The sequence below is a fragment of the Nocardia arthritidis NBRC 100137 genome, from assembly GCF_001612765.1.
Classification (GTDB): Bacteria; Actinomycetota; Actinomycetes; order Mycobacteriales; family Mycobacteriaceae; genus Nocardia; species Nocardia arthritidis.
Window position 1 is genome coordinate 1 of the sequence record NZ_BDBB01000066.1, and the last position, 22668, is coordinate 22668.

21 protein-coding genes and 1 tRNA gene are annotated in these 22668 nt (G+C 67.7%); 9 read left to right on the forward strand and 13 right to left on the reverse strand.

Annotated features, from left to right (window positions below; translation table 11 throughout):
- From NA8_RS30780 to NA8_RS30805, 6 genes are all read right to left on the reverse strand, one after another.
- The coding region (locus NA8_RS30780) for an NAD-glutamate dehydrogenase domain-containing protein (protein ID WP_174550167.1) at positions 1-2790 on the reverse strand (2790 nt) is incomplete at its 3' end.
- Positions 2791-2982: 192 nt separating this feature from the next.
- The gene (locus NA8_RS35600; RefSeq protein WP_281199194.1) at positions 2983-3105 is read right to left on the reverse strand and encodes a hypothetical protein; all 123 of its coding nucleotides are present in this window, start codon (positions 3103-3105) and stop codon (positions 2983-2985) included.
- A gap of 393 nt (positions 3106-3498) precedes the next feature.
- Positions 3499-5175 carry an energy-dependent translational throttle protein EttA gene (ettA, locus tag NA8_RS30790; protein ID WP_063053815.1) on the reverse strand — a complete coding sequence of 559 codons (1677 nt, stop codon included), beginning with the start codon at positions 5173-5175 and terminating at the stop codon, positions 3499-3501.
- Positions 5176-5253: 78 nt separating this feature from the next.
- On the reverse strand, positions 5254-5751 hold the full coding sequence (locus tag NA8_RS30795) for a single-stranded DNA-binding protein (RefSeq protein ID WP_063053816.1): 498 nt from the start codon (positions 5749-5751) through the stop codon (positions 5254-5256).
- 160 nt (positions 5752-5911) lie between these two features.
- A complete protein-coding gene (locus NA8_RS30800) occupies positions 5912-6880 on the reverse strand; it encodes a serine/threonine dehydratase (protein WP_084467215.1) in 969 nt (322 codons plus the stop codon).
- Complete coding sequence (locus NA8_RS30805; RefSeq protein ID WP_063053818.1) at positions 6877-8910, reverse strand: bifunctional copper resistance protein CopD/cytochrome c oxidase assembly protein; 2034 nt, start codon at positions 8908-8910, stop codon at positions 6877-6879. The genes NA8_RS30800 and NA8_RS30805 overlap by 4 nt, the downstream gene beginning before the upstream one ends.
- A 201-nt stretch (positions 8911-9111) precedes the next feature.
- Between NA8_RS30805 and NA8_RS30810 the strand changes: the two genes are divergently transcribed.
- Positions 9112-9185 (forward strand) — tRNA-Arg (locus NA8_RS30810).
- Between the two features lie 262 nt (positions 9186-9447).
- Here NA8_RS30810 and NA8_RS30815 read toward each other — a convergent pair.
- Positions 9448-9849, reverse strand: a complete 402-nt coding sequence (locus tag NA8_RS30815; protein WP_063053819.1) for a group I truncated hemoglobin — start codon at positions 9847-9849, stop codon at positions 9448-9450.
- Between the two features lie 129 nt (positions 9850-9978).
- On the reverse strand, positions 9979-11235 hold the full coding sequence (gene ectB, locus NA8_RS30820) for a diaminobutyrate--2-oxoglutarate transaminase (RefSeq protein WP_063053820.1): 1257 nt from the start codon (positions 11233-11235) through the stop codon (positions 9979-9981).
- Positions 11236-11463: 228 nt separating this feature from the next.
- Between ectB and NA8_RS30825 the strand changes: the two genes are divergently transcribed.
- From NA8_RS30825 to NA8_RS30835, 3 genes are read left to right on the forward strand one after another with little or no spacing between them, the layout of a single operon-like run.
- The gene (locus tag NA8_RS30825; protein WP_063053821.1) at positions 11464-12237 is read left to right on the forward strand and encodes an ABC transporter permease; all 774 of its coding nucleotides are present in this window, start codon (positions 11464-11466) and stop codon (positions 12235-12237) included.
- On the forward strand, positions 12230-13057 hold the full coding sequence (locus NA8_RS30830) for an ABC transporter permease (RefSeq protein WP_063053822.1): 828 nt from the start codon (positions 12230-12232) through the stop codon (positions 13055-13057). Before NA8_RS30825 ends, NA8_RS30830 begins: the two co-directional genes overlap by 8 nt.
- A complete protein-coding gene (locus tag NA8_RS30835; protein ID WP_063053823.1) occupies positions 13054-14049 on the forward strand; it encodes an ABC transporter ATP-binding protein in 996 nt (331 codons plus the stop codon). The genes NA8_RS30830 and NA8_RS30835 overlap by 4 nt, the downstream gene beginning before the upstream one ends.
- A gap of 37 nt (positions 14050-14086) precedes the next feature.
- Here NA8_RS30835 and NA8_RS30840 read toward each other — a convergent pair whose 3' ends face one another.
- Complete coding sequence (locus tag NA8_RS30840; protein ID WP_063053824.1) at positions 14087-14758, reverse strand: DUF4389 domain-containing protein; 672 nt, start codon at positions 14756-14758, stop codon at positions 14087-14089.
- Between the two features lie 248 nt (positions 14759-15006).
- Here NA8_RS30840 and lpqS point away from each other — a divergent pair, with 248 nt between their 5' ends.
- From lpqS to NA8_RS30855, 3 genes are all read left to right on the forward strand, one after another.
- A complete protein-coding gene (lpqS, locus tag NA8_RS30845; RefSeq protein ID WP_063053825.1) occupies positions 15007-15417 on the forward strand; it encodes a putative copper homeostasis (lipo)protein LpqS in 411 nt (136 codons plus the stop codon).
- Between the two features lie 239 nt (positions 15418-15656).
- Positions 15657-16706: a PLP-dependent cysteine synthase family protein gene (locus tag NA8_RS30850; RefSeq protein WP_245664075.1), complete on the forward strand. Its 1050-nt coding sequence runs from the start codon at positions 15657-15659 to the stop codon at positions 16704-16706.
- Complete coding sequence (locus NA8_RS30855) at positions 16703-17941, forward strand: MFS transporter (protein WP_063053836.1); 1239 nt, start codon at positions 16703-16705, stop codon at positions 17939-17941. Before NA8_RS30850 ends, NA8_RS30855 begins: the two co-directional genes overlap by 4 nt.
- Before the next feature lie 43 nt (positions 17942-17984).
- Here the strand turns inward: NA8_RS30855 and NA8_RS30860 are convergent, their stop codons facing one another.
- Positions 17985-18305 carry a hypothetical protein gene (locus tag NA8_RS30860; protein WP_063053838.1) on the reverse strand — a complete coding sequence of 107 codons (321 nt, stop codon included), beginning with the start codon at positions 18303-18305 and terminating at the stop codon, positions 17985-17987.
- A gap of 387 nt (positions 18306-18692) precedes the next feature.
- Between NA8_RS30860 and NA8_RS30865 the strand changes: the two genes are divergently transcribed.
- Complete coding sequence (locus NA8_RS30865) at positions 18693-19223, forward strand: DUF4254 domain-containing protein (RefSeq protein ID WP_063053826.1); 531 nt, start codon at positions 18693-18695, stop codon at positions 19221-19223.
- Here NA8_RS30865 and NA8_RS30870 read toward each other — a convergent pair whose 3' ends face one another.
- The 3 genes from NA8_RS30870 to NA8_RS30880 are packed head-to-tail and all read right to left on the reverse strand — an operon-like array spanning position 19224 to position 21829.
- Positions 19224-19499 (reverse strand): hypothetical protein, encoded by a 276-nt coding sequence (locus NA8_RS30870; protein ID WP_439957441.1) that lies wholly within the window; start codon positions 19497-19499, stop codon positions 19224-19226.
- A gap of 42 nt (positions 19500-19541) precedes the next feature.
- The gene (locus NA8_RS30875) at positions 19542-20690 is read right to left on the reverse strand and encodes a fatty acid desaturase family protein (protein WP_063053828.1); all 1149 of its coding nucleotides are present in this window, start codon (positions 20688-20690) and stop codon (positions 19542-19544) included.
- A gap of 20 nt (positions 20691-20710) precedes the next feature.
- Entirely contained in the window at positions 20711-21829 is a 1119-nt protein-coding gene (locus tag NA8_RS30880) for a ferredoxin reductase (RefSeq protein ID WP_063053829.1), read from the reverse strand.
- Positions 21830-21999: 170 nt separating this feature from the next.
- On the opposite strand from NA8_RS30880, the gene NA8_RS30885 reads away from it, so the two are divergent.
- A complete protein-coding gene (locus NA8_RS30885; RefSeq protein ID WP_245664074.1) occupies positions 22000-22620 on the forward strand; it encodes a TetR family transcriptional regulator in 621 nt (206 codons plus the stop codon).
- Positions 22621-22668 lie beyond the last annotated feature (48 nt).

The following is a 22668-nucleotide window of genomic DNA, read 5'->3' on the forward strand; positions in this document are numbered from 1 at the left end:
GCCATCGCGCCGCACGACTCGGGCAGGGGGCAACACCTCCCCGGTCGCGCGGTCCACGTTGTCGGTGACATCCAGCAGACCGGAGATGAACGTGCGGTAGCAGGCGACGCCCTCGGAACCCAGCGCCTGCCGGTCCGCGACCGGATCACCCGTGGCCGCCGGCGGTTGCTTCACCACGAAGCCGCCCTTCGCGCCGACCGGCACGATCACCGCGTTCTTCACCGCCTGCGCCTTGACCAAACCGAGGATCTCGGTACGGAAGTCCTCCAAGCGGTCCGACCACCGCAGACCGCCACGCGCCACCGGACCGAATCGCAGGTGCACGCCCTCCACCCGAGGCGAATACACGAAGATCTCGAACTGCGGCTTCGGCTTGGGCAATTCGGCGATTTCCCGCGGCTCGACCTTCACCGAGACATAGTCGCGCGGCTTGCCGTCCGCGTCGGTCACGTAGTAATTGGTGCGCAGCGTCGCCTTGATCAGGCCGAGGATCGCGCGCAGGATGCGGTCCGCGTCCAGGCTGACCACCTCGTCGATCCGGCCGCGCACCTGCGTCTCCAGTTCCGCGGCGTGCTCGGCGGAGACGGTGTCGGGATCGAAGCGCGCCGCGAACAGGTCGACGAACAGGCGCGCGATATCCGGATAGGTGAGCAGCACACGGCAGATATTGGCCTGGCTGTACGGAAAACCCGCCTGCTGCAGATATTTCGCGTAGGTGCGCAGGATCGAGACGGCCCGCCACGGCAGCCGGGCGCGCAGCACGAGTTCGTTCAGGCCGTCCGCCTCCGCGCGGCCGTACCACATCGCCTCGAAGGCTTCCACGAACCGCTCCCGCAACCCGCGCACCTCCGCCTCCAGCACGTCGGCGCGCTTGGAGGACTCCAGCAGTTCCGCGTCCAGATCCCGATCGAGCGAACTGCGCAGCAACTCCGCCCTGGCGAGCAGGCCGAAGTCGTAGATCCACCGCTCACCGCCTTCGGCGCCCTCGGCGGCCTCCAGCTCGATCTGGTACGGCCGCTCGTCGACCACCTCGACGCCGAGGCTCTGCAACAGCGGAAGCACCTGGCTCAAAGAGATCCCGCTGCCACCGATGTAGAACGTGAAGCGCCATGAACCGGGTGCCGAATCCGGCTTCCGGTACAGGTATTGGTCGATGCCGCCGTCGCGCAGCCGCTCCAGGCGCACGATGTCCCGCAGCGCGCGGGGCGCGGCGAAATCCTGTTTGTAGCCCTCGGGAAACGCTTCCGCGTACTGCTGCACTACGGCGGGGTCGAGCACCGTCGACGTGCTCACCTCGTCGTTCAGGCGATCGTCCCAGGTACGAGTCGCCTCGGCGAGCAGGTTCTGCAGACGCAGCCGGTTGGGCTCGGAAGTGTCGGCGGCGGGCGGCGTCCGCCGCGGGGCGCCGTGCTCGGCTTCCGGCATCCGCACCGTGAAATACACGCGCGCCAAGTCGCTTTCGCCCACTCGCGCGGAGTAGTCGATGGACACCCCACCCAGTTCGCGGACCAGGATGTCCTGCATCTCCAGCCGCGCCCTCGTGGTGTACCGGTCACGGGGCAGGTACACCAGGCAGGCGACATAGCGACCGTAGGTGTCCGCGCGCAGGAACAGGCGCACCTGGCGGCGCAAGCCCACGCTCAGGACTGCGGTGGCGGTGCGGCGCAGCGTCTCGCCGTCTGCGGAGAACAGCTCGGTGCGGGGGAAGGACTGGATGACCTCGAGCATCGCCTGACCGGAGAACGATTCCAGGTCGAATCCGCTCTCCTCGATCGCCGAGCGGACCCGGCGCTCGATCACCGGTATGTCCAGGACGTTCTCGTGCACGGCGGTGACCGTGAAGACGCCGATGAACAAGTGCTCGCCGACCACCGCTCCGTCCGCGTCGAAGTCGGCGACGCTGACGAAGTACGGGTACACCGCACGATGCACGGTAGCCGGAACCAGCCCCTGCGTGAGGGTCAGCAGCGGACGGTCACCGCCGTTGACCGGCACGTGGAAGTCGGTGCCCACGTCCGGACGCAGTACGCCGAGGCAGGTGGCGGGCAGGACGGTGGTCATCTCCCTGCCCTCGTCGGTGCTCAGCCGGTAGCGCGCGTATCCGAGGAGGGTGAAATTCCCCCCGGCCAGCCAGCGCAGCAGGTTGGCGGTGTCGGTCAGTTCGGCCGGTTCGAACGGCGCCTCCCCGGATTGCGCGGCCCGTTCCAGGTCATCGGCCAGCTTGCTCTGCGCGTCCTTGATGGCATCGGTGTCACCGATCACCTGACGCACGTCGGCCACCACGTCCGGCATCGCGGATTCGACCTTGGCCAGCAGCGCCGCACTGGTCGACGGGTGCAATTGCACGTGCATCCAGGATTCGCGCAGCCCCGCCGCGCCGGTGCCGTCCACCTCGTGCGCGGCGGCGTGCGTCAGCTGCCCCTGCTCGTCCCGCTCGACCTCGAAGATCGGGTGGATGATCTCGCTGGCGCTCACGCCGATCCGGCTCAGCGACGAGCTGATCGACTCGACCAGCAGCGGCATGTCGTCGGTGACGATCTGCACCGCCGCACCGATTCCGGAACCGTCATCCGGGTGATACACCCGGACCAGCGCGCGACCTGGGCGGCGGGTCACGGCCAACTCCAAATGCCTGCGGAAGATCTGGGTGATGCCGGTGATCGCACAGTCCACATCGCCCGCGTCGACGTGGCGGAAGTACGCTTCCTCGAGCGTCGCGAGCTCGCCGCGCAATGACTGCGGCAAACCCGCGGCCCACGCCGCGCTGGACAATTCGGACGAGACGGTCATTTTTCGCCAACTCCCTCGGATATCGGTTCCGTAACAAAGTGACGCCGGTCCGAGAGTAACTGTGCGCCGAGCACGCGTGGGTGAATTCCCTTTCGACATGCAGGAGTTCACCGCGACCGCGCAGTTCGCCGCTCGTGTGCCGAGATCGCACGCGATGACCTCGGGCACAACACAGAATCGGACCCGCGAACGTCAGGTGAGCGCTACAGGTCGTATCCGCGGCGGCAGCGGCGCCGCACCGGTACCTCGGGTCAGCTCGGCCACCGCGCCGGCGGCCGAAGCCACCGATTGCTCGAACTGCGCCTGCGCATTCACATCTCCACCCTAGCGAGCTACGCGCGGGTAGGTGTCACTCCTGTTTCCGCGTGCGGAGACAAAGACTTCTCGCGCCGTCCCACCGAAAGAGTTCGGGGTCCGCTTCCGGCTCTACCGTCCGGCCTCGCCGTCTCCCACGGCGCACCAGCAAACGCTGGGCAGCAGCAGAAACCACCGCCCGAACGCCACCCGTTCTCCCGCAGCGGCAGCCGATCACGCACACCGAAATCGATTCGCCGACATCCGGTCCGAGCGCCGCCCACAACCGTGCTCGGTCCATCGGATCACCCGACAAGAAGGAAAGCGACCGCGACCGAGGTTCCGCACGAATCTTTCGCCGCTCCGGGCAGGGTGGGTGCGGACTACGTCGTGCACCCACCCGCCGCGACGAACTCAGCCGCGGGTCAGCTTGCGGTGCGTCACCCGATGCGGGCGGGCTGCGTCCGGGCCGAGCCGCTCGACCTTGTTGGCCTCGTAGGCTTCGAAGTTGCCCTCGAACCAGAACCACTTGGCCTCGTTGTCGGAGTCGCCCTCCCACGCGAGGATGTGGGTGCAGGTGCGGTCGAGGAACCAGCGGTCGTGCGAGATGACCACGGCGCAGCCGGGGAACTTCTCGAGCGCGTTCTCCAGCGAACCCAGGGTCTCCACGTCGAGGTCGTTGGTCGGCTCGTCGAGCAGGATCAGGTTGCCGCCCTGCTTGAGGGTCATCGCCAGATTCAGCCGGTTGCGCTCACCACCGGACAGGACGCCCGCGGGCTTCTGCTGGTCGGGGCCTTTGAAGCCGAACGCGCTCACATAGGCGCGCGAGGGCATCTCCTGCTGGCCGACCTCGATGTAGTCCAGCCCGTCGGAGACCACCTGCCAGACCGTCTTCTTCGGGTCGATGCCCGCGCGGTTCTGGTCGACGTAGCTCAACTTGACCGTATCGCCGACCTTCACCTCGCCGCTGTCCGGCTGCTCGAGCCCGACGATGGTCTTGAACAGCGTGGTCTTGCCGACGCCGTTCGGCCCGATCACGCCGACGATGCCGTTGCGCGGCAGGGTGAACGACAGGTCCTTGATCAGCTGGCGGTCGCCGAAGCCCTTGTCCAGGTGCTCGACCTCCACCACGACGTTGCCCAGACGGGGGCCCGCGGGAATCTGGATCTCCTCGAAGTCCAGCTTCCGCATCTTCTCGGCCTCGGCCGCCATCTCCTCGTACCGGCCCAGACGGGCCTTGTTCTTGGCCTGCCTGGCCTTCGCGCCGGAACGCACCCAGGCGAGTTCTTCCTTGAGCCGCTTCTGCAGCTTCTGGTCCTTCTTGCCCTGCACCTCGAGCCGCTCGGCCTTCTTCTCCAGGTAGGTGGAGTAGTTGCCCTCGTAGGGGTAGGCGCGGCCGCGGTCCAGTTCGAGGATCCACTGGGCGACGTTGTCCAGGAAGTACCGGTCGTGGGTGACCGCGAGCACGGCGCCCTGGTACTGCGCCAGGTGCTGCTCGAGCCAGTTCACGCTCTCGGCGTCCAAGTGGTTGGTCGGCTCGTCCAGCAGCAGCAGGTCGGGCTTGCTCAGCAGCAGCTTGCACAGCGCCACCCGGCGGCGCTCACCACCGGAGAGGTTGGTGACCGGCTCGTCCGGCGGCGGGCAGCGCAGCGCGTCCATCGCCTGCTCGAGCTGGGAGTCCAGATCCCACGCGTCGGCGTGATCCAGATCCTCCTGGAGCTTGCCCATCTCCTCCATGAGCTCGTCGGAGTAGTCGGTGGCCATCAGTTCGGCGATCTCGTTGAAGCGATCCAGCTTCACCTTGATCTCGCCCATGCCCTCCTCGACGTTGCCGCGGACGGTCTTCTCCTCGTTGAGCGGAGGTTCCTGCTGCAGGATGCCGACGGTAGCGCCCGGGGCGAGGAACGCGTCACCGTTGTTCGGCTGGTCCAGTCCGGCCATGATCTTCAGCACGCTGGATTTACCTGCGCCGTTCGGGCCGACGACGCCGATCTTGGCGCCGGGAAGGAAGTTCAAGGTGACATCGTCGAGCACGACTTTGTCGCCGTGCGCCTTGCGAACCTTCTTCATCTGGTAAATGAACTCAGCCATAAGTGTGAAGCCTATCGGTGCGTGAGATGAGGGGACGAAGCAGAGCTACCTGCCACCGGGACGAAACCGGCCGTGCGATCAAACGTCGACAGGCTCCGGTGCGCTACTGCGCGGCGGCGCAGAACCGTCGGCTGCGACATTCTCCCCCGGCGCATCGCCGTCCGGTACCCGAGCTTCAGCGCTCGGCACCTCGGAAGTATTCCGCGACGGCAGCTCGGACAACCGCGTCAACCGCACCACACAGCGGGAAAGGTCCGGTCCGACCACCGTAGCGCGCATCTCCAGATCCCGTCGTTCCACACCGTCCCTGCTGCGGTACTCGTGGGAGCGCAGGTGGCCGTAGGCGATGATCGGATCGCCGCGCCGCAGGGACGCGTCGACCCCCGCCACCAACCTGCGCCAGCAGCTGACGGTGAGGTACAAGGTGCCGTTGTCCACCCATTGCCCCGACGCGTGATCCAGCCGACGCGAATTGCTCGCCAGCCGGAAGGTGACCACCTGCTCGCCGTTGGCCAGGTCACGCTTGACCGGATGAGTGGCGATCGTTCCGATCACGGTCGCGTGAGCCTCGTACATGATTGCGCCCCTTCACATTCGGATCCGGGCCTGCCCGGAATTTCCTCCCCCTCCAGGAGGGCTCTTCCAGGGTGCGCCGATCCGTGGGCGCCGAGCGAGCCGATCCGGGAATGTGCACAACTGTCCAAGTTGTGAAAATGAGCTTTTCACGACGGGGAGATCAGAACACCGCCACGTCGGTATTGGCGCCGCAGAGCACGATCACCGGGCGCTCGTCCGGCTCGGGAATATAGGCGCCGCTGTGCACCGCGGCCAGCGCCGCCGCGCCGGCCAGTTCCACCAGGATGCGGAATTCACGCCATAGATACTCGCGCGCCGCGCTGATCGCGTCGTCGCTCACCAGCAGCGACCGCACACCGTGCCGGCGCGAGACATCGAGGGCGATATCGCCGATCCGCGTAGGGCCCAGCGCGTCGACGGTGAGCCCGGACCCGACGATGTCCACGGGATGGTCCGCCGTCAACGCCGCGCGCAGGATCGCGGCGCCCTCCGGCTCCACCCCGATGACCTGCTGACGGCGCCCGACCGCCGCCGCGATCCCGGCGACGAGCCCGCCCCCGCCCACCGCGGCCAGCACCGGCGGCCGACCGCGCACCTGCTCTTCGAGTTCCAGCCCGACCACACCGATGCCGGCGACCACCGCGGGCAGGTCGTAGCCGTGCAGCAGCAGCGCGTCGCGTTCGGCGGCCAGCTCGGCCGCGTGGCCCAGAGCCTCCGCGTAGGTGGTGCCGTGCCAGAGCACGTCGGCGCCGTGCGACCACATCGCGGCGACCTTCGTGTGCGGCGCCGTCTCGGGGACGACGACCGTGCAGGACTTGCCCAGTCGCGCGGCGGCGAGCGCGGCCGCGATACCCGCGTTGCCACCGGAGGCGATCACGACCTGCTCGGCCCCCTCGCCCGACTCCAGCAGCGCGTTGAGGCTGCCGCGGACCTTGAATGTCCCGCCGTGCTGGAGGTGCTCGAGCTTCATTGTCACCGGCACCGGACCGGACGGGCTCGCCACGGACGTGTGGAAGACCGGCGTCTTGCGGATCTGCCCCGCCAGCCGCTTGCGCGCGGATCGCACATGCGACCGTTCCACCCGCCCGACCGGTCTGTGTGGGGAGACCACGGTGGCGCGTTCACTCACTTACGCACTTCTCCATCTCGCTTGGCCAGTTCGGCGTACATCGCGTTGTATGCGGCGAGTGCGGCGTCGTTGTCGCGTTCGGCGGCTCGATCGGTGCGTTGCGCGAGCCGCTTGTCGCTGCGCGACCATTGGATCAGCAAGGCCAGCATCACCACCACCAGAGGGACCTCACCGCTGGCCCAGGCGAGGCTGCCGCCGGTGCGCTGGTCGCCGAGCAGATCGCCGTTCCAGCTGAGCCCGAGGCCGCGGTAGAACCAGCCGCCGAGCACCGTGGTCGTGCTCATCAGCGCGACGCCGAAGAACGCGTGGAACGGCAGCGAGCCGAACACCATGGCGAGCTTGGTCAGCGGTTCGACCTGCCTCGGCTTGGGGTCGATGCCGATCACCACCCAGTAGAACAGGTAACCGCTGAGCAGGAAGTGCGTGTTCATCAGCAGATGCGCGGCGTGCGAGTCGGCGTAGGCGTCGAAGATGCCGCCCAGATACAGCGCGTAGAACCCGGCGACGAAAATCGCCGAGGCCACGATCGGGTGGGTCAGAAAACGCGATACCGGGTTGTGCACGGCGGCCAGCAGCCATTCCCGGGGGCCGGGCACGCCGCCGCGGCCCGCCGGAGGCAGCGCGCGCAACGCCAGCGTCACCGCACCACCCAGCGCGAACAGGATCGGGGCGAGCATCGACAACGCCATGTGCGCTCCCATATGCACGCTGAACATCGCGGGCGAGTACCGGCCGACGCCGGAGGAGGTGGCGACGAGCAGCACCACGCACCCGGACAGCCAGGCCAGCGTCCGCCCGGCAGGCCACGCGTCACCCCGCGCTCGCAGCCGCCGCACGCCCAGCAGATACAGCACCGCGAGCACGACCGCCAACGTTCCGAAGATCAGATCGAACCGCCAGTCGAACATCATGCGGGCGATGCTGGGCGGCCCGGCCAGGTCGTAGCCCAGTTCCACTTCGACGGGGGTCGGAACGGAATCCGGGGGTGGCGGCGGCGTGCGGCCGAGCCCGACCGCGAGGCCGATGGTCGCGGCGAAGATCAGCACCTCGACGCCCGCGTAGCGGACCAGCGCCGAGCGGTCACCGGGATCGGCCGCGAGGGCGGGCAAGGCGGCGCGGCGCTGCAGATAACCGAACACGCCGAGCACCGCCAGTGCGGCGGCCTTGGCGAGCACCAGCCTGCCGTAGGTGCTGGTGAACAGCTCGTCCAGCGGCACCCGAACCCAGGCGTTGATCACGCCGCTGACCGCGATGACGGCGAACGCCACCGTGGCGGTCAGCGAGAAGCGCCGCGCCGCCACGTCGGTGTACGCGCCGCCACGCAAAGCATGGGCCAGCACCGCGAACAGGCCGCCGACCCAGACGGCGGACGCCACCAGGTGCAGGATGAGGCTGTTGGTCGCCACGTCGTGCGATCCGCCCGAGGACGAATGCCCGGTCAACGCCAGCGGCATCATGGTCGCGATCGCGCCGCCGAGCAGGACCGGAGTCCAGCCCCAGCGCAACGCGATCCGGCAGCCGACCGCGACGATCAGCGCGAAGACGACGGTCGTGCGCCAGGCCCCGGCCAGCTCGATCTGACCGATCGCCCCCCACAGACCGTCGGGCCGCAGCACCTCCCCGACCGGCCGGCCCGTAGTGTCCGAGACCGTGAGCGGCACGAGCAGCGCCGCGCAGCAGGCCCAGACCACCGCGAAGTTCGATGCCCGGTGCACCGCGCGATATCCGCCGACGTCCAGCAGTCCGTTGCGCTGCGGCGGCACGAGGAACGCCGCGAAGAGCAGTGAACCCACCGTCAGGGCCGCCGCCAGATCGGCGAGCGCCCGCACCGCGGGCAGGCCGTAGGTGGTCGCCACGCCCGGGTCCGGGATGCCGAGCAGACTCAGCGCCTGCGCCGCCGACAGTGCCACCACCAGTGCCGCGACCACGGCCGCGATGGCGCCGGCCAGCGCGGTGACCGTCGTGAACGTCGCCCCGGACCGGACAGCCTCGGCTTCGGGAGCGGCGGACGAGGTAGGGGCGGACGACATACGACTGAGCGTAGTTCGGCGAGTAATCCGTGGCCCGGTCGGGTTTGTACCGATATCCTGACCGCGGATCACCACCGGCGCGTCACCTACTGTCTCGGGATGGCTGAAACGTTGCTAACGCTGAGAGTTCGACCACCTGGACGGTCGCTATAATCGACCCGCTGGACAGCGCGGCCAATGTCGGCCATCGTGGAACCCGCTGCCTCCGTAGCTCAGTTGGATAGAGCAAGGGCCTTCTAATCCCTAGGTCGCAGGTTCGATTCCTGCCGGGGGCGCAGCACACTGGAGACCCGCATCTCCGCGGGTCTCCAGTGCTTTTACCCACGGAGCGCGACGCTCAAACATCCGCGGATTCTCGTCCCGCGCCTCTCGGCCGCGGACAGGGTCAGCGATCGAGCCGAAAGTTCCGGCAAGACTTGCGAGCCGGTTGCAGGGCCGGACACCGCCCACTGACCGCCGCCGACCAGCGCGAGCGCCTGCCAAGCCTCAAATCTCCGCGGGCCTCAAATCTCCGCGGGCCTCAAATCTCCGCGGGCCTCAAATCTCCGCGGGCGAGGAAGCGATGTCGTCGGCCAGCGGGGCGACGGCACCCAGGATCTCGGCGACCAGGTCGGCGGGCACCCCGGCCGCCGTGAGCGAGGCCTCCAGGTGTCCCGCGACCAGACCGAAGTGGTGCATGGTGATGCCCCGGCCCTGGTGCACCTGTTTCATCGGAGCGCCGGTGTACGGGAGGGGACCGCCCAGGGCCGCCGCGAAGAACTCGACCTGCTTCCCCTTCAACCGCGACATGTTCGTCCCGGTGAAGAACCCGGCCAATTCGCCGTCGGCGAGTACGCGAGTGTAGAAGTCTTCCACCACGACCTCGAGCGCCTCGTGACCGCCGACCTTGTCGTAAATGCTGGTTGTCTTGCTCTTCCCGAGCCAGGAGGGCATTCGCATGACTACCAGGACACCACCGGACTGTTGCGTCCGGATTAGTGCGACGTCGCGGCTCGTTTGCCTGCGTCGCAGCACGATTACTCGCCCCTCACCGACCCATCGGCATCGCCGTGAGACTTCCGCAACACCTCAACCGCAGACCTCCTCCATCGCTCCGGTCAGCAGACGAATGCCGTGCTCGATCTCGTCGTCGGTGATCGTCAGGGGTGGCATGAGCTTGATCACCTCGTCCGCCGAGCCGGAGGTCTCCACGAGTAGTCCGCGGTCGAACGCGGCCTGGCCGACCTTCTCCGCCAGCGACGCGTCCTCGAAGACGACGCCGTGCACCAGGCCGCGTCCGCGCGCCGAGACGCCCTGGAACGCCACGGCCAGCTCACCGAGCGCCCGTGCGATCCGTTCCCCCTTGGCGAAGGTAGCGAGTTCCAGCGCGGAATCCGACCAATAGTGCTCGAGCGCCACACGACCGGTGACGAATGCCGCGTTGTTGCCACGGAAGGTGCCGTTGTGCTCGCCGGGCGCCCACTGATCGAGTTCCGGTTTGAACAGCACCAACGCCATCGGCAGGCCGTAGCCGCCGATCGACTTCGACAACGTCACGATGTCGGGCGTGATCCCGGCGACCTCGAAGGAGAAGAACGGCCCGGTGCGACCACAGCCCATCTGGATGTCGTCGACGATCAGCAGGATGCCGCGGGCCGAACACAGCTCGGCCAGCCCGCGCAGCCACTCCACGCGAGCCACGTTGATGCCCCCTTCGCCCTGCACCGTCTCCACGATCACCGCGGCCGGTTTGTCCAACCCGGAGGACGGATCGTCCAGCGCCCTGCGCATCCAGAGCAGGTCGTCGGCGATGCCGAGGTATCCGTCGTAGGGCATGGGCATGGCATGCGCGAGCGGCACCCCCGCGCCGGATCGCTTGGCGGCGTTTCCGGTGACCGCCAGCGCGCCGAGCGACATGCCATGGAAGGCGTTGGTGAAGGACAGCACGGTCTGCCGCCCGGTGACCTTGCGGGCGAGCTTCAACGCGGCCTCGACCGCGTTCGCTCCGGTGGGCCCGGGGAACTGAACTTTCCAGTCCAGGCCACGGGGACCGAAGATGTTGTCGCGCAGCGCTTCCAGCAGCCGCCGCTTGGCGACGGTGGACATGTCCAGGCCGTGGGTGATGCCGTCGCCCGCGATGTAGTCCAGCAGCGCCCGCTTGAGCACGGGGTTGTTGTGTCCGTAGTTGAGCGATCCCGCCCCGGCGAAGAAATCCAGGTACTCCTTACCGGTCTCATCGCGCAGCCACGCTCCGCTGGCGGTGTCGAAGACCGCAGGCCAGCAGCGACAGTACCCGCGCACGTTCGATTCGAGTGCCTCGAAAACAGTCATCTCGGCGACGGTCATCGGCGATCCTTACTCGTCGTGCGCGAGCGCTCCACAATCTGAAGTGACAGTGTTTCTAACATTCGTGACGCCCGGATGCGGCCTTTTCCCCAAAACAGCGCAGAAGCCTTTCCCGCGCTCACCTGGGCCGGTAGGGTTGACTCCTTGTGCGCGGGAGACCGGAGGGGGGCGGACAGCGTGCCGTCGGGGGAACGAATTCGCAGCGCCGTCGCCCTCTACACATCGCTCATGGGCGCCGGATTCCGCAGACAGTGGCAATACAAAGCGGCGATGTTCGCGGGACTGTTCACCAACTGTGTGTTCGGATTCGTCCGCGCGGCTGTCCTGGCCGCGGCGGTGGACGCCGGCGGTGACTTCGGCGGGTACGACCGGGGCAGCATCGGCGCCTACGTATGGCTGTCACAGGGGCTGCTCGGTGCGTTGCAATTCATGGGATCCCTCGGACCACTGGATGATCGGGTGAAGAACGGTGACATCGCCATCGATTTCCTGCGTCCTGTCGATATCCAATGCGGTTATCTCGCGGACGATCTCGGGCGAGCGGCGTGCACCTTTCTGCCGCGCGGCATACCGAGCGTGCTGGTGGGCACGCTCACCTTCGGGCTGGTGATGCCGGTCTCGCCCGGCCCCTATCTGCTCGGGGCGGTGAGTGTGCTACTGGCCGTGGTGATTTCGTTCCTGTGCCGGTTCATCGTGGTGCTGATCGGATTCTGGGTCGTGGAGACCCGCGGAATCCGGGTGCTGTACTACACCGGCGGGACCTTCCTGGCCGGGCTCTTCGTCCCGGTGCACATGTTCCCCGCGTGGCTGGGCGCGCTCGCGGCCGCCACACCTTTCCCCTCGATCCTGCAGTCTCCGATCGACGTGCTCTCCGGCCGGATCACCGGTGCGGAAGCGCTTTCCGTCGTCGGCGTTCAGGTGTTCTGGGTGCTGGTGGCCGGGATCGCCGGGCGCGTGCTGCTGATCACCGGCCGGCGCAGGCTGGAGGTCCAAGGTGGTTGAGGTCGCCGCTGCGCGTGCCGGGTCGTGGTCGACACCCTACGTCGCCGTGTTGCGCTCCAGGATCCGCGCACAGCGCAGTTACCGATTGTCCTTCGTCAGTGAGCTGTTGAGCGCCCTGCTGGTCGGCCTGGTCGAGTTGGCCGAAGTCTGGCTGATCTTCCGCGCCGCGCGCGTCCTCGGCGGACTGGATCTGGACGGCGCACTGTTGCTGTTCGGATTGAGCAACACGAGTTTCGCACTGTCCCAGGTGCTGTTCGGCCACCTCGACACGCTGCCGGTCCTGATCAGGATGGGCCAGCTCGACGCCTATCATCTGCGACCGCAACCGCTGCTGCTGCAACTGATCACCAGCGATGTCTCGCTGCGCAGGTTCGCGCGCGCGTCCGTCTCGATCGTCGCGTTGGCGGCGGGCTTGGTGCGCAACGACATCGCCTGCGACGCGACCACGGCCGCGCTGCTCGCCCTCACGCTCCTCGGCGGTATCGCGCTGTTCGGCGGCGTGTTCGTCTGCGCCGCGGGCTTGCAGTTCTATCTGATCGACGGCTCCGAGCTCACCAACAGCTTCACCTATGGCGGCTCATTCGCGGCGACACAACCCGCTTCGGTGTTCCCCACCCCCATGCGATTGCTGTTCGGGTTCGCGATTCCGGTCGCGTTCACGGCCTACCTGCCCACCCTCGCGCTGCTGCGCCTGCCCGGCCCGCCGCTGCTGCCCGCCTGGCTGGCCTGGCTGACTCCGGTGGCGGCGCTGTGGGTCTGGCTGCTGGCGCTCGGTTTGTGGCGCTCGGGCACTCGGCACTATCAGGGAGGCGGAGGATGAGAACGAGCCGGCGCCCCGGCCCGGAGGCGATCATCGATATGGAGGACCTCACCAGGCAGTTCATCCTGTATCGCAAGAACGGCCGCCGCTGGCGCAGACGCCGTGAAACGCTCACCGCGGTCGACGGGATGACCGCCCGGATCGAGCGGGGCGCCGCCGTCGGCTACATCGGCGCCAACGGTGCCGGCAAGTCCACCACGATCAAGATGCTCACCGGCATCCTGGTGCCCACCTCCGGCACCGTGCGTACCTGCGGGATGGACCCGGTGCGGCAGCGACGCGAACTGGCCGGCCGGATCGGGGTGGTGTTCGGCCAGCGCTCCCAGCTGTGGTGGGATCTGCCGCTGCGCGAATCGTTCTCGATCCTCGCCGCGATCCACCGATTGGCGCCGGATGCCGCACGCGAGCGCGCACACGAACTGATCGAGCAACTGGAAATGGCCGACACCCTCGACACACCGGTGCGCCAGCTCTCGCTCGGCCAGCGTATGCGCGCGGAAGTCGCGGCGGCCCTGCTGCATTCACCCGAGCTGGTGATCCTGGACGAGCCCACGATCGGCCTCGACGTGCTGTCGAAACAACGGTTGCGCGAGTTCCTCCGGGCCGAGCGCGCCGAGCGCGGCACCACCCTGCTGCTCACCACCCATGACATGGGCGATATCGAAAGGCTCTGCGAACGTGTGCTCGTCGCCGACCATGGCCGCCTGGTCTACGACGGGTCGCTCACCGGCCTGGCGGTCACCGTCGGGGCGCGCCGGGTCCTGGTGGTCGACTTGGCCGAACCGACGCCCGACCTAGACGATCTTCCCTCGGCCCAGCTGCTGGGCACCGAGGGCGGCGGCATGCGGCAGCGACTGGCCTTCGATCCGGAACGGATCACCGCCGCGCAGCTGCTGGCCGCGGTGTCCGACCGCGCCGAAGTGCGGGACCTCTCGATCGAGGAGCCCGAGATCGAGGACGTGGTCCGGCGGCTGTACGAATCCGCCCGCTGACTTCGCGAGCGGATTCGGCGGGGTTGTCGATACGGCGTCAGTCGGTCTCGCGGGCGCCCTGGTCGAGCCGGAACGGCGGGTACTCGTCCCGCATCAAGCCGGCGTAGGCCTGCACGCGGATGATCCAGCGATTGAGACCCATCACGAAGTCGTAGACGCCCTGCGGGTAACGCGCCGTGAACAGCAACGCGATCAACGCGACGATCAGCAGGATACCCAGCAACGAGATCGAGGCTCCGCCCCAGTCGTCACCGCCCCCGATCAGGACGCCGCCGCTCACCACCGCGCCGACGATCAGATAGTGCGGAATGGCCAGCAGCCACCACTTCACCAGCACCAGGCCGCGATGCAATGTGTCCGGATAGTCGATTTCCAGATCGGCCGGGTATTCCTCGTCCGGCTTCAGGCCGAACGGCGGGTACTTGTCCGTGCCGAGCACCGAGAGCGCGTAGAACATCACCCGCCATCCCCAGCGCATCACGCCGACGTTGAAGTCGAACAATCCCCGCGGATACCGGCCGGTGATCAGGATCGCGAAGAAGGCGACGACCGTGAGCACCGCGTACGCGATATGCAGGAAGAACAACACGACGTAGTGCGGTATCGCCAATAGCCACTTGACCAGCCACAGCCACCGCGACAGCGCGGGGTCCAGATCGCCGCGCACACGAATCGGGTTGGGCGGCACGACGGGCTTCTCGAGGTCCATGATCGACACTCCTCACGGTTGCTGTGATCCAAGCCACAACCAGTACAGGTGTACTGATTGTCGCGTATCCAGCTGTCCGCGAACGACACCATCCGATACCGACACGCCAACGAATAGGGGTGTACGACGGCCCGCGGCGAACGGTGATGCCTGCGCCGCAGTCGAAATCGACTCGAACGACGCGCCGGTACAGCGCCACCGTTTCCCACCGCTGATCCTCGCGGACCGCGACTTGTACCATCGGGATCGTGACGTTCGGCGCGCTGCGACTACCGGTGACCCGGGTGATCGTGGCTGTCGCCTACACCGTCTGGGTGGTTGCCATGGCGGTGCCACAGTGCCACGTCTTCACCCACGCGGTCGCGCCACACGCCCACATCGAAGCGTCCGGCCCGCTCATGGCCTCGCCCGCGATTCTGGCAGACCCGCACCAGCACGCCGCGGAGCCGTACCGGCACGTGCCCGCCGACGGGGTGCTCGCCGCCCTGCCACGCGCTGTCTCGCTGCTGCTGCTGTTGTTGCTGGTCGCGTGTGTGTCGGTGCTGGTCGCGGCGCCCGCGTCCGAGTTCGGTGGCGGGGTGCGCGCGCCCCCGACCGCGGCCATCCCGGTGTGCCCGGGCAGAGACAGACTCACTCGATTCGGCATCGATCGGAACTGATCGGTCAGCGTCAGGCCGGAGCCTGCCGGGGCCCGGCCGGTGTTCGTGCGAAGTCCGCACTCACACCGTCGCTACCAGTAGCGACCGCACAGAATCGACGATTCCCCATGACTTCTGCGCTGCAGAACCCGGCTGTGCCCGATCCCGCTCCGCGCGAGCCGCGGACGCGTCCCTCGACACCGCTCGCCAGCCCGGCGAGTCTCCTGACCACCGCCCAGCGCTGTCCGCGTCCGGACACCATGGTGGGCAACACGCCGGTCCTGTGGATCACCGAACCGCTGAGCGACGCCACGCCACCGGAGGGCCGCGGCTTCTGGGCCAAGCTCGAAGGCGCCAATCCCGGCGGGATGAAGGACCGGCCCGCGCTGCACATGGTCGAGCGCGCCATTGCGCGCGGCGACCTAGCACCGGGCGCGCCGATCATCGAATCGACCAGCGGCACACTCGGTCTGGGCCTCGCGCTGGCGGGCACGGTGTATCACCACCCGGTCACACTGGTCACCGACCCCGGCCTGGAACCACTCATGCACCGCATGCTCGCGGCCTACGGTGCGCGGATAGAACTGGTCACCGAGCCGCACCCGACCGGCGGCTGGCAGCAGGCGCGCCGCGACCGCGTCGCCGAACTGCTGGCCCGGGACCCCCGGGCGTGGTGCCCCGACCAGTACCGCAACCCCGACAACCGCGACGCCTACGAAACCCTGGCGCTCGAGCTGGTCGCCCAGCTGGGCCGGATCGACGTCCTGGTCTGCTCGGTCGGAACGGGCGGCCATTCCGCCGGAATCACGCGCACGCTGCGCCGATACTTCCCGCACCTGCGTTTGGTGGGCGTCGACGCCGTGGCGTCCACCATCTTCGGACAGCCCGCGGGCCGGCGGCTGATGCGCGGGCTGGGATCGAGTATCCATCCCGGCAACGTCGACTATTCGGCGTTCGACGAGGTTCACTGGGTCGCGCCCGCGGAAGCGGTGTGGGCCTGCCGCAGGCTCGCCGCGACACACCATGCCAGCGGCGGCTGGAGCGTCGGCGCCGTCACCTTGGTCGCGGGCTGGCTGGCCCGCACCAGCGATTCGGCCACGCGGATCGCCGCGATCTTCCCCGACGGCCCGCTGCGCTACTTCGACACCGTCTACAACGACGAGTACTGCCGTGCGCACGGCTTGCTCGGCGTCGCGCCGCCCGCCGCACCGCTGCGCATCGCGCATCCGGCCGACGGCGTCGCCGACTCGTGGACCCGCTGCACGACGGTCGTCGACCCCCGCGGCGCCGGTGAGGAGTGGGCGCGGTGACCGAGCTGATCGCCACCTTCCGCGGCTTCAACCGCCCCAGCCGCATGCTGATGGTCAATCAGTTCGCCATCAACACCGGGTTCTACATGCTGATGCCCTACCTGGCCGGTTACCTGGCAGGCCCGCTCGGGCTGGCCGCGTGGGCGGTCGGGCTGGTCCTCGGCATCCGGAACTTCGCCCAGCAGGGCATGTTCCTGCTCGGCGGCACCCTGGCCGATCGACTCGGCTACAAACCGCTGATCGTGACCGGATGCCTGCTGCGCACAGGCGGTTTCGCGCTGCTGGCGGTCGCGGATACGCTCCCGGCGCTGCTGGTCGCGTCTGCCGCGACCGGTTTCGCGGGCGCGCTGTTCAATCCCGCGGTCCGCGCCTATCTGGCGGTGGACTCGGGGTCGCGCCGGGTGGAGGCATTCGCCGTGTTCAACGTCTTCTATCAGGCGGGCATATTGTTCGGCCCGATCGTCGGGCTCGCACTGATGGCCGTCGACTTCCGCGCGACCGCCACGGGCGCCGCGGTGGTGTTCGGCGTGCTGACGCTGGCCCAGCTACGCGCGCTCCCGCAGCACGCAGCCGCGCCGAAAACGACCTCCGTGCTGAACGATTGGCGCATCGTACTGGCCAACCGCCCTTTCCTGTTGTTCGCCTCGGCGATGATCAGCTCCTCGGTACTGGCCTTCCAGGTCTACCTGGCGTTGCCCGTGCAGGCCGCACGGATCGCGGGCGACTCGGCGACCGCGCTGATGACTGCGGTGTTCGTCCTGTCCGGGTTGATCGCGATCGCCGGGCAGCTGCGCATCACCCGCTGGTTCGGGCAGCGCTGGGGCCGCGCGCACAGCCTGGCACTGGGTATGGCGATTCTCGCGTTCGCATTCGTACCGCTGGTGGTGATCCCGGGCACCGGCTCGGGCGTATGGCCTGCGATCGGCGCGCTGCTGCTGACCGCCGTCGTGCTGGGAATCGGTGCGGCAGCAGTCTTTCCGTTCGAGATGGACACCGTGGTCGCACTGTCGGGCAACCACCTGGTGGCGACGCACTACGGCCTCTACAACACAATCGTCGGCGTCGGCATCCTGCTCGGGAATCTGGGCATCGGAACGCTGCTGGATGCCACACGCGAGGCGGGGCTGAGCGCACTCGCGTGGGCGGCGCTCGTCGCCGCCGGCACGGTCGCGGCGGCGGGATTGTTCGCGCTCGCCCGTTCCGGACGGCTCGACGCGCCGGTCCCGGTCGGCTGATCGAGCGAGCCGTCCCGGATGCGCGCCATCCGGGACGGCCCGGTCAGGCAGGTCCGTTCGACTGCGCCGAATACAGGCTGACCTCGCCGTCCTCACTGAGGAAGGCGTTGACCAGCATGGTGCGGGTGGCCCGCAGTTCCTCGTGCTCCGGCGCGCTGGTGGTGATCGAGATCTGCGGGATGACCGCCCAGTTGACCACGTAACGCTCCGGCGGGCCGTCGTCATCGGACAGCCGGGCCAGACGGAAGACCGAGACGGTCTTGCGGACGATCAGATTGCGCACGACCTCCGCGATTCGCTCAGGGTCTTCCAGCGCGAACATGAAGCCGAATGTCAACTCGGGCGATGACACGTAGGCGGGCACGAACACCGAGGCTAGCTGATCGAACGCGTACGCGCAGCGCTCGCGTCGAATCGGTTGCTGCTCATGCGCTCGAACAATTCTAGTGTGCCCCACTCACGCGCGGAGCCGGGTGACCGATCCGTAACGGAACATAACGATTTCCCGGCAGCTCTCGGATTCGCACACCAGAGTATTGCGTGGATTCGGCTACCGCGCTTTCCTGAAAGTGTCCCGATTTTCGGACGTCTTCTCTCGCATCGTCGCGGAATTCCCGGTTTCTCTGCCGTGCTGGTGGACCGTGGGACGACATCCGGATGCGGGACTGCGCCGGAGCCGAGGGGGCGCCCCTCCCCGAAATCCCCCTCGGTCCTGGCGTATCCATGATTCGCGCGTCGCCAGAGGTATGCCATGCCCACTGAATACGCTCAGCGCGGCCTCGGAGCCGAGCAGCTGCCACCGCCCGCCGCACTGCTTCGCGCGATCCGCGAATCCGGCGAGAACCAGCCCCGGCACAGCGTGCTGCACGCCGCGCGCATGCTCGTCGACTGCCACGAGCGACGGCAGCTGGCGCTCGAGCGAGCACACGCGCCGGAGACGTCCAGCGCGCACGTCGCGGCATGCATCCGGCAGGTGGAGGACATCGACAGCTGCCGCGCCGAATGGATCGGGCGAATCGATGCCTGGGTCGCCGCCAACGTGCAGCACCGGGACGGTGCCTCCCTGCATACCGAGACACTGGGCGCGGTAATCGACCGAATCGCGGCGAAATGGGTTGCGGCTCGTCACACTTTGGGCGACGAGATCACGACTGGGCCCCATCCGGCGCAGGTGGACGGGGAAGCCCACCTGCGGTGGACGAGGCTGGCCGAACTGATCGACGGCTACCAGGATCTGATCACCGACGTCACCGAGCACCGGCGACGGCTGCCGGTGTGGTGATCAGCGCGTCTCGTCGACTCCGGGTTCGACGACTTCGGCGTCGAGGAACTCTTCCGTCCGGCTGACCGGCGGCTTCTCGACCGGGACCTCGGCCTCGTCGCCGAGATCGGTGTCGAGGTCTCGCTGCGCCGCGGCGTCCCGGCGAGCCGCGGCCGCCGCCTCCCGCATCTCGATCGTGTCGGTGATCCACTCACCGATCTCCCGGGTGACCTCGGCGACGGTGCCCGTGATGATGCCGGCGATATTGCCGACATGCTTGGCGCCGGAGGAGGTCATTTCCTGAATGAGATCTTTGTTGCTTTCGAATTTCCCGATCATTCACACGCCCGCTTCGCTCGCCTGCCGCTGTCGCATCACGATAACACCGGGAGACGGCTCGCTCTCGACCCAGCGCGGCGGCAGTGCGAGCTTGAAAATCTTCTTCCACACCGAGCCGATCTGCTTACCGAACGGGCCGGTGTTGTACGGCAAACCGTACTTTTCACACAATGCGCGCACGGTCGGCGCCATCTCCGGATAACGGCTCGCGGGCAGGTCCGGGAACAGGTGGTGTTCGATCTGGTGCGACAAATTGCCGGACATGAGGTGGAACAGCTTGCTCCCGCTGATGTTGGCCGAGCCGAGCATCTGCCGGATGTACCACTCGCCGCGGGTCTCCTCCGCGGTCTCCTCCTCGGTGAACGTCTGTACGCCGGTCGGGAAGTGGCCGCAGAAGATGATGGCGAAGGCCCACACATTGCGCACCAGGTTGGCGGTGGCGTTGCCGGCCAGGGTGTGGAAGAACAGCGGCCCGGTCAGGGCGGGGAACACCAGGTAGTCCTTGAGCACCTGCTTGCCCGCCTTGCGCCACTGGCCGAGCAGCAGCTTCTTGACCTCCGGCCACTTCTTCTTGCCCGCCAGGATGTTCTCGACCTCGAGGTCATGGCCCATCACACCCCACTCGAACAGCATCATGAGCACGAAGGCGTACAGCGGCTGCCCGAGCCGCAGCACGTTCCACTCCTGGGCCTCGTCCATGCGCAGGATGGAGTAGCCGATGTCGCGGTCCTTGTTGTGGATGTTGGTGTAGGTGTGGTGCAGGTAGTTGTGCGAGTGCTTCCACTGGTCGGCCGGGCAGACCGTGTCCCACTCGAACACACGGGAATTCAGGCCGGGCTCGCGCATCCAGTCGTACTGGCCGTGCATCACGTTGTGGCCGATCTCCATGTTGTCCAAGATCTTCGACACACTCAGCGCGGCCACCGCGGCCAGCCAGACCGGCGGAAGGAAGCCGAGATACATCAGGCCGCGCCCGGCGATCTCGAAGCCGCGCTGCGCCTTGATGATCGAATACAGGTACTCCCGGTCGCGCTCGCCGAGGTCGGCGACGATCGCGGCGCGCAACTCGTCGAGTTCGCGGCCGAGTTCCTCGATCTGGTCCGGGCTCAGGACCAACGGTCCGTTGTCGGTTTCGGTCAGGATGGTCATGATCGGTTCCCCTTCTTCAGTCAGATGTCGACCTCGACGTCGCCGACCGGCGCGCTGATGCACAGCTGGATCGGCTGGTCGGGGTCACTGTCGGTCTCGCCGGTGCGCAGATTGCGCGTGCAGCCGGAGCGGCGCACCGCGGTGCAGGAGAAACAGATCCCCATGCGGCAGCCGTACTCGGGGCTGAGACCGGCGGATTCGGCCTGTTCGAGCAGCGAGGCGCCGTTGTTCTGCGCGCTCACGCCGCTGGCCGAGAAGCTCACGGTGCCCTGCGCGTCCGCGGCGTCGGCCGGGGCGAGCGAGAGGGTGAACTCCTCGGTGTGCAGCCGGTCATCGAGCTGCTCGGCCTGATAGATCGTGCGCACCGCGTCCATCAGCGACTGCGGACCGCAGACATAGGTCTGCGCGTCGGCGAACCACGGCGCGACGCGCTCCAGTTCGTCGTAGTCGAAGTATCCGCTGCTCTTCGGTTGGTTCAGGTCCACCCACGGTGCGTCGGGGTCGACCCGCGCCATGTCCGGCGCGCGATGCGGATACCGCAGCTCGATGCGGAAATTCGGATGCCGCTGCGCGATCGTGTCCAGTTCGGCGCGGTGCGGCAGCACCGCGGGCGATTTCGCGTAGTGCAGGAACACCACCTCGCCCGGATGGTCTTCCGCGGCGAGCGTGCGCAGCATGGACAGCACCGGCGTGATGCCGCTGCCGCCGCTGATCAGCAATACGCGCTCCGGTCGCGGGTCGGGCAGCCGGAACACGCCGTCGGCGGGGGTCAGGTCCACCGCCATGCCGGGGGCGGCGTGGCGGTAGAGGTACTGCGACACCAAGCCGTCCGGGTGCGCCTTGACGGTCAGCTGGATAGTGCGATCCCGACCGCCCTCCGGATTCACCGGCGAATAGCACCGCGTGTGCCGCACACCATCGATGACCACGCCGATCTGGACGTACTGTCCGGCGACATGGCCCTTCCACTGCCGGGTCGGGCGCAGCGTGAGCGTGACCGAACCCGGCGCCGAGCGGCGCACGTGAGTGATTTCGGCCCGCATGTCCCGCACCGTGAGGGTGGGGCGGACCAGTTCCAGGTACCGATCCAGCGGGTGTGGCGAGGTCAGGGTCTGCACCAGGTTGATGAGATCCACCATTAGTTACTCCGTGCCTTGTCGGGCTGACGACGTGCGATTGATTTTCAGTGCACGTCTGTACACTAAACTAGTGTGACGGATGATGGGGGCTAGGTGTCAACCGGCAAAACGTGTGACTCGAACTACATCTAGGGACAGGTCGAATGGTGAACGGATGTATGCTCACCGGGATGAATGAGCAGGCAGCTACCCGAGGCGAACGCAAGGAGCGGACCAGGCAGGCACTCCTCGACGGCACCCTCGCGCTGGCTGCCGAGCGCGGATTCGCCGCGCTCAGCCTCCGGGAGATCGCCCGCTCGGCGGGCATCGTGCCCACGGCGTTCTACCGGCACTTCGCGTCGCTGGAGGACTTGGGCGCCACCCTGGTCGACGACGGCGTTACCGCGCTGCGGCTGGCGCTGCGCGAGGTCCGTCGCAACGCGGACGCGAGCCTGTCGGACACGGTGCGTTTCGTGTTCGCGCAGGTGGGGCCCAAACGTGAGCTGTTCGGCTTCCTGACCAGGGAGCGCCACGGCGGGTCCGCGGCACTGCGCACGGCCATCGCCCGGGAGATTCAGCTGATCGTGCGCGAACTCGTCGCCGATCTCTCCCGGATCCGCGCCCTCGACTCCTGGACGCCAGGCGACCTGGAAATCGCCGCCGACCTCATGGTCACCACGGTGACCGACGGGATCGCGGCCTATGTGTCGGCCGCACCGCGTGACGAACAGACCATTATCGACCGCACCGTCCAGCAGATGCGGTTGATCGCGCTCGGCATGGGCGGCTGGCGCCCTCCGAAGCGGCGCTGAATCCGGCGACGGACACCCGTCGCGGATCTCACTCGGTCACCCGCCACG